Raw genomic sequence first — 7447 nt, 5'->3', positions numbered from 1 at the left:
GGGGCAGGGGCAGGGGCAGGGAGCGACACGATGAATCCGTACGAGTACGCCGCCACCCACGGCCCCCGGGCCGGCGACCGCGTCCGCCTCGGCGACTCGGGGCTCACGATCCGCGTCGAGTCCGACGCCCAGAAGTACGGCGACGAGTTCCTCGCCGGGTTCGGCAAGACCGCGCGCGACGGGCTCCACCTCAAGGCCGCCGCCGTCCGCGAGACCTGTGACGTCGTCATCAGCAATGTCGTGGTGATCGACGCGGCGCAGGGGATCCGGAAGGTCTCCATCGGCATCCGCGAGGGGCGGATCTGCTCCATCGGCCGGGCCGGGAACCCCGACACCCTCGACGGCGTCGACGTGGTGGTCGGCACGGGTACGTCCATCGTCTCCGGGGAGGGGCTGATCGCCACCGCCGGAGCCGTCGACACGCACGTCCACCTGCTGTCGCCGCGCGTCATGGAGGCCTCGCTCGCGTCCGGCGTGACGACGATCGTCGGGCAGGAGTTCGGGCCGGTGTGGGGCGTCGGCGTCAACTCGCCCTGGGCGCTGCGGCACGCGTTCAACGCGTTCGACGCGTGGCCGGTCAACATCGGCTTCCTGGGCCGGGGTTCGTCCTCGCACGAGGCGCCGCTCGTCGAGGCCCTGGCCGAGGGCGGGGCGTCCGGCTTCAAGGTCCACGAGGACATGGGCGCCCACACCCGCGCCCTCGACACGGCCCTCCGGGTCGCCGAGGAGTACGACGTCCAAGTCGCCCTGCACAGTGACGGGTTGAACGAGTGCCTGTCCGTCGAGGACACCCTGCGCGTCCTCGAAGGCCGCACCATCCACGCCTTCCACATCGAGGGCTGCGGCGGCGGTCACGTACCGAACGTGCTGAAAATGGCGGGCGTTCCGAACGTCATCGGCTCCTCCACCAACCCCACCCTGCCCTTCGGCCGGGACGCGGTCGCCGAGCACTACGGGATGATCGTCTCCGTCCACGACCTCAAGACCGACCTGCCCGGCGACGCGGCGATGGCCCGCGACCGGATACGGGCCGGGACGATGGGTGCCGAGGACGTCCTGCACGACCTGGGCGCGATCGGCATCACCTCCTCGGACGCGCAGGGGATGGGGCGTGCGGGGGAGACCGTACGCCGGACCTTCGCGATGGCCGGGAAGATGAAGGCGGAGCTGGGGCCGCTGGACGGGGACCACTCAGGGGACTCGGGCGGCTCGGCAGGCTTCGGGGGTTCCGGCGACTCGGGCGACTCGGGCGACGACAACGCGCGCGTCCTGCGCTACATCGCCAAGCTCACCATCAACCCCGCCATCGCGCACGGCCTCGCCCACGAGGTCGGCTCCATCGAGACCGGCAAGCTCGCCGACATCGTGCTGTGGCGCCCCGAGTTCTTCGGCGCGAAACCGCAGCTCGTACTCAAGTCCGGCTTCCCGGCGTACGGAGTCGTGGGCGACCCGAACGCGGCGACCGACACCTGCGAACCCCTGGTCCTCGGACCGCAGTTCGGGGCGCACGGGAGCACACCCGCGGACCTCTCCGTCGCCTTCGTTGCCCAGGCCGCGCTCGACCAGGGCAACGACAGCATGCCAACACGCCGCCGCCGCGTGGCCGTTCGCGGCACCCGCGGCATCGGTCCGGCCGACCTGCGCCTCAACTCCCGTACCGGCACGGTCGATGTGGACCAGCGCACCGGCCTGGTCACCCTCGACGGCGAACCGCTGCGCTCGGAGCCGGCCGACTCGGTCTCCCTCAACCGCCTGTACTTCCTGTGAGAAACCCGACGAGGACCCGATGAGGACCGATGAGGACCCCGAGGACCCGAAGAGGACCCCGATGAACAAGGCTGCCGCCGACGGCTTCCGCATGCCCGCCGAGTGGACCCCGCACGAGCGCACCTGGATGGCGTGGCCGGGCCCCAACGTCACGTTCGACGACCCGGGCGGCCTCGCCGGGTCGCGCGCGGCGTGGGCGGCGGTGGCCCGTACGGTCCGGCGCTTCGAACCGGTGACCGTGGTGTGCGGTCCGGGGCAGTCCACGGCGGCCCGGGAGCTCCTCGGCCCGGACATCGACACCGTCGAGCGGGAACTCGACGACGCCTGGATGCGCGACATCGGCCCCACCTTCCTCACCGACGGGAAGGGCGAACTCGCCGCCGTGGACTGGACGTTCAACGGCTGGGGCGCCCAGGACTGGGCCCGCTGGGAACACGACGCCAAGGTCGGGGCGTACGTGTCGGACCTGGCCGGGGCACGGACGTACACCTCGAAGCTCGTCAACGAGGGCGGCGCGATCCATGTGGACGGCGAGGGCACGGTGCTGCTCACCGAGACCGTGCAGCTCGGCCCCGAGCGCAATCCGGGCTGGACGAGGGAGCAGGTGGAGGCGGAGATCCACGCCCAGCTCGGCACCCGCAGGGCGATCTGGCTGCCGCGCGGACTGACCGGCGACTATCCCCCGTACGGATACGGGACGCTCGGCCATGTCGACATCGTCGCCGCCTTCGCCCGGCCCGGAGTCGTCGTCGCGCACTCCCAGCCGGACCCGGCGCACCCCGACCACGAGGTGTCGAAGGAGATCATCGGGCTGCTCCGGTCGCAGACCGACGCCCGGGGCCGCCGGATCGAGGTCGTCGAGGTCCCCGCCCCGACGGTCCTGGAGGCGGACGGTCACTGGGCCGACTACTCCTACATCAACCACTACCTCTGCAACGGCGGAGTCGTGCTCTGCGGCTTCGACGACCCGCGCGACGAGATCGCGGCCGGGATCTTCCGGCGGCTGTTCCCGGGGCGGACGGTGACCCTGGTCGACGCGCGGGCGATCTTCGCGGGCGGCGGCGGCATCCACTGCATCACGCAACAGCAGCCGAGGGCCTGAGAGTGTCCAGCACCGTTCGGGGCACGCGGCCGAGCACGGGTTCCGGCAACAGGGCCCACTCCCGCTCTGTCCTTGGGAACAGTCAGGTAGAACGTACGGGTGAACGTTCTGTTTTGTGCCGCCTGCGGGCGCCGGCTGACCGAGCCCGTCCGGCCGCTCGACGAGATGCCCGAGTACCCCGGCTGGGACGGCATGCCCGACGCGGAGGGGCGGCGGCACGGTCCGGCGAGCGTCCCGCGCGGCACGTATGTGGTCGATCCGCAGCCGTTCGGGGCGCCCTTCGAACCGTACGAGGGAGACGAGGACGCGTACGACGGGATCGTGCCCGGCGGGATGTGGATGTCCGACGATCGGGGCTCGCTCGTGTCCGCCGGGCCGCGCGGCACCTACGTCCTGCACCCGCTCGACGTCGTCGAGCTGGATTTCCACCCCGACATGTCCCGCCTGGGCGGCTGCTGCGGCGCGAATCCCTTCGAGGGCGTCAACCGCGTCTGCTCCTGCGGCGCCGAGATCGCTGTCGAGGCCAGTGACTGCTGGGGCGGCTACGAGACGCGGCTCGTCCCGGACGCCGTCCGTGTGGAGGCCGTCGCGTGACGACCCGTCGGCGCAACACCGCCCCGCCCCGCGAGGACGTCCTCGCCGTGGCGATGGACATGATCGCCGAAAACGGTCTGGAGAAGCTCACCATGGCGGCGCTCGGCCGCGAGGTCGGCATGAGCAGCGGTCACCTCCTCTACTACTTCCACTCCAAGGACGAGCTGCTGCTGCGCACCCTGGAATGGAGCGAGGGGCGGCTCGGCGCGGAGCGCGGCCGGCTGCTCACCCGGGCGGCTCCGGCGCGCGAGCGCCTCGACGCCTATGTCGACCTGTACGTGCCCGACGGCCACCGCGACCCGCACTGGACCCTCTGGCTGGAGGTCTGGAACCGCTCGCAGAACGCCGACGAGGACGCCCGCGAGCGACAGGCCGCGATCGAGGGCGCCTGGCACCGTGACCTCGTGGCGCTGCTGGCGGAGGGGGTGTCGCGCGGGGAGTTCCGCCCGGTGGACCCGGACCGTTTCGCGTCCCGGCTGAGGGCCCTCCTCGACGGCTTCTCCATCCACGTGGCGATCGGGCTGCGGGGCACGGACCGGGAGCAGATCCTCGGCCACGTACGGGAGTTCCTGGACGAGTCGGTGGCGCGCTCGGACACCTGAGCAGCCGTCCAGGTTGTACTCAATTCGGCGGATTGACCCCGTGTCGGTGGTGAGCTTGTATCCCTCTGGGCCCCTGGCATCGGGCCGGGGGAGATGCGACCAACGGGACCAACGGGGGAACCATGACCAACCCAAGGCGACTCGCGCTCTGCGCCGCCCTGGCCGCCGCGCTGGCCGGCGCGGCACTGCCGGCCACCGCGTCCGCCGCGCCGCCCGTTCCGGGCACCGAGAAGGTCAGCGTGGCGCCCGACGGGGCCGACGGTGAGCGCGGATCGGTCGTCGGGAGCCTGAGTGCGAACGGCCGCTATGTGGCCTTCCGCTCGCAGGCCGCCAACCTCGTCGCGGGCGACACCAACGGCGTGACCGACGCCTTCGTGCGCGACCTCAGGACCGGCGTCACCAGCAGGGTCAGCACCGCCGCCGACGGCAGTCAGGGCGACGGGTCCGTAGAAGACGCCTCGCTGAGCGCCGACGGCCGCTATCTGGCGTTCAGTTCGACCGCGACCAACCTGGTGCCCGGAGACACCGGTGGCCGCTCGCACGTCTATGTGAAGGACCTCCGCACCGGTGCCGTCGAGCGTCTCGACGACAAGCAGGCGCCCGGCTACGACACCGGAGGTCAGCCCGCGATCAGTGCGGACGGTCGCTATGTCGCCTTCGCCGCGAGCCGTTCGGAGGGTTCCTCGGAGCACGACCAGCACGCCCGGGTCTACCGCGTCGATCGCAGGACCGGCACTGTCGTGAGGGTCAGCCAGGCGCCCGATCCCGGGCGGTGGCGATCGGTCACGAACCTGTCGATCAGCGCGGACGGCACGCGCGTCGGCTACCAGTTCTTCGTCCCGTTCCCGACGAGCGGGGACTGGAGCGACATCTACGTCCGTGACGTACCGAGCGGCGAACTGTGGCAGGCGGACAAGGCACCGGACGGTGTCGTCCCGGACGCCCAGTCCGAGTACCCGAGTGTCAGCGCCGACGGCCGTTACGTCCTCTTCCGCTCGCTCGACTCCCGGCTCACCCCGGGCGACACCAACAACGGCCAGAACATGTTCATCCGCGACCTGAAGACCGGATCGATCCGACGGATCGACGCCGCCGACCCGGCCGGGTGGACCGTGTCCGGCGCGCTCAGCGCCGACAACCGCCACCTCGCCTTCGGCTCGGTCGACTCGGGGGACCCCGACCACACAGAGCGTGTGTATGTACGAGACCTGAGCACCGGCGCCACCACCCTCGCCAGCGTCGACACCGCCGGGGGCAAGAACGACGAGTCGGCGACCGATCCGGTGATCGACGCGCACGGCCGCAATGTCGCCTTCGACTCCTATTCGCCCGACCTCGTGCCGGGCGACACCTGGGACAGCCGGCACACGTTCGTACGCCACCTGCGGTGATCAATCGAGTGCTCGCATCCTGAGACGGACGGTGAGCGCGGGGGCGGTATGTGCCAGACTGCCTCCGTGCTCTCGTTCGCCATGATTATTGGCAGCAGGCGCGCCGGTCCGCAGTGACCGCACCGTACGACCACGTACGGGCGGCCACCGTCGTCCTGACCCGCGCGCAGACCTCTCGCACCCGCGAGAGGTTTTTCTGTTTCCTGGCCCACCTTGAGCCGGGACCGGAGCGCGAGAGACCATGGACGGTGGAGCCGGTCATTCCGGTAGACCGAATCCGATACAGGAGCCTCAAGAGATGACGGACGCAACCGACGAGAATCGCGACTCCTCCCGTCGCGGCCCCTCCCGAGTCGACGACGCCTTCCACGTCTTCGACACGACGCTGCGCGACGGTGCGCAGCGAGAGGGCATCAACCTCACCGTCGCGGACAAGCTGGCCATCGCACGGCACCTGGACGACTTCGGCGTGGGCTTCATCGAGGGCGGCTGGCCGGGGGCCAACCCGCGCGACACCGAGTTCTTCGCCCGCGCCCAGCAGGAGATCGACTTCAGGCACGCCCAGCTCGTCGCCTTCGGCGCCACCCGTCGGGCGGGCGGCAAGGCGAGCGAGGACCCGCAGGTCAAGGCGCTCGTCGCGTCGGGCGCGCCCGTCGTCACGCTCGTCGCCAAGTCCCACGACCGGCATGTCGAACTGGCGCTGCGCACCACCCTCGAAGAGAACCTGGAGATGGTCCGCGACACCGTCTCCTACCTCCGCTCCCAGGACCGGCGCGTCTTCGTCGACTGCGAGCACTTCTTCGACGGCTACCGCGCCAACCCGCAGTACGCGAAGGCCGTCGTCCGGGCCGCCTCGGAGGCCGGCGCCGACGTGGTGGTGCTGTGCGACACCAACGGCGGCATGCTGCCCGCCCAGGTCCAGGCCGTCGTCGCCACCGTCCTCGCCGACACCGGCGCACGGCTCGGCATCCACGCCCAGGACGACACCGGCTGCGCCGTCGCCAACACCCTCGCCGCCGTCGACGCGGGCGCGACCCACGTCCAGTGCACGGCGAACGGCTACGGCGAGCGCGTCGGCAACTCCAACCTGTTCCCCGTGGTCGCCGCGCTTGAGCTCAAGTACGGCATGAAGGTCCTTCCCGAGGGTGCGCTGTCCGAGATGACCCGCATCTCGCACGCGATCGCCGAGGTCGTGAACCTGACCCCGTCCACGCACCAGCCGTACGTAGGTGTCTCGGCCTTCGCCCACAAGGGCGGCCTGCACGCGTCTGCCATCAAGGTCGACCCGGCGCTGTACCAGCACATCGACCCCGAGCAGGTCGGCAACACCATGCGGATGCTGGTGTCGGACATGGCCGGCCGCGCCTCCATCGAGCTCAAGGGCAAGGAGCTCGGGGTGGACCTGGGCGGTGACCGCGAGCTGATCGGGCGGGTCGTCGAGCGGGTCAAGGCGCGCGAACTCCAGGGCTACACGTACGAGGCAGCGGACGCCTCCTTCGAGCTCATGCTCCGGGAGGAAATCGACGGCAAGGCCCGCAAGTACTTCGAGGTCGAGTCCTGGCGCGCCATCGTCGAGGACCGCCCCGACGGCAGCCACGCCAACGAGGCCACGGTCAAGCTCTTCGCCAAGGGCGAGCGCATCGTCGCCACGGCCGAGGGCAACGGTCCGGTCAACGCCCTCGACCGTGCCCTGCGCGTCGGCCTGGAGCGGATCTACCCCCAGCTCGCCAAGCTGGAGCTCGTCGACTACAAGGTCCGCATCCTGGAGGGCAAGCACGGGACCCAGTCCACGACGCGGGTCCTCATCTCCACGTCCGACGGCACGGGGGAGTGGTCGACCGTGGGCGTCGCCGAGAACGTGATCGCCGCGTCTTGGCAGGCCCTGGAGGACGCGTACACGTACGGCCTGCTGCGGGCGGGAGTGGAACCGGCGGAGTAGCCCCCGGGGTTTCTTCGCCCCCGCCGCCCCTACCCGTCCCGTCCCTGGGGGC

General features: G+C 70.9%; 6 protein-coding genes. All 6 read left to right on the top strand.

Going from position 1 to position 7447, the window contains the following annotated elements; genetic code table 11:
- Nucleotides 1–30 precede the first annotated feature (30 nt).
- The 6 genes from AOK17_RS04705 to cimA all read left to right on the top strand — a co-directional run bounded on the left by AOK17_RS04705 (nucleotide 31) and on the right by cimA (nucleotide 7395).
- Nucleotides 31–1767 (top strand): urease subunit alpha, encoded by a 1737-nt coding sequence (locus tag AOK17_RS04705; protein ID WP_055611012.1) that lies wholly within the window; start codon nucleotides 31–33, stop codon nucleotides 1765–1767.
- A 61-nt stretch (nucleotides 1768–1828) separates the two neighbouring features.
- Entirely contained in the window at nucleotides 1829–2869 is a 1041-nt protein-coding gene (locus tag AOK17_RS04700) for an agmatine deiminase family protein (protein WP_055611013.1), read from the top strand.
- Between the two features lie 99 nt (nucleotides 2870–2968).
- The gene (locus tag AOK17_RS04695; RefSeq protein ID WP_055611011.1) at nucleotides 2969–3463 is read left to right on the top strand and encodes a hypothetical protein; all 495 of its coding nucleotides are present in this window, start codon (nucleotides 2969–2971) and stop codon (nucleotides 3461–3463) included.
- Nucleotides 3464–3516: 53 nt separating this feature from the next.
- Entirely contained in the window at nucleotides 3517–4065 is a 549-nt protein-coding gene (locus AOK17_RS04690) for a TetR/AcrR family transcriptional regulator (RefSeq protein WP_245697011.1), read from the top strand.
- A gap of 122 nt (nucleotides 4066–4187) precedes the next feature.
- The gene (locus AOK17_RS04685) at nucleotides 4188–5456 is read left to right on the top strand and encodes a TolB family protein (protein ID WP_055611009.1); all 1269 of its coding nucleotides are present in this window, start codon (nucleotides 4188–4190) and stop codon (nucleotides 5454–5456) included.
- Between the two features lie 298 nt (nucleotides 5457–5754).
- Entirely contained in the window at nucleotides 5755–7395 is a 1641-nt protein-coding gene (gene cimA, locus AOK17_RS04680) for a citramalate synthase (RefSeq protein ID WP_055611008.1), read from the top strand.
- Nucleotides 7396–7447: the final 52 nt, after the last annotated feature.

This window comes from Streptomyces phaeochromogenes, from assembly GCF_001418655.1.
GTDB lineage: Bacteria > Actinomycetota > Actinomycetes > Streptomycetales > Streptomycetaceae > Streptomyces > Streptomyces phaeochromogenes.
This window is presented reverse-complemented; position numbering and strand designations above follow the sequence as displayed.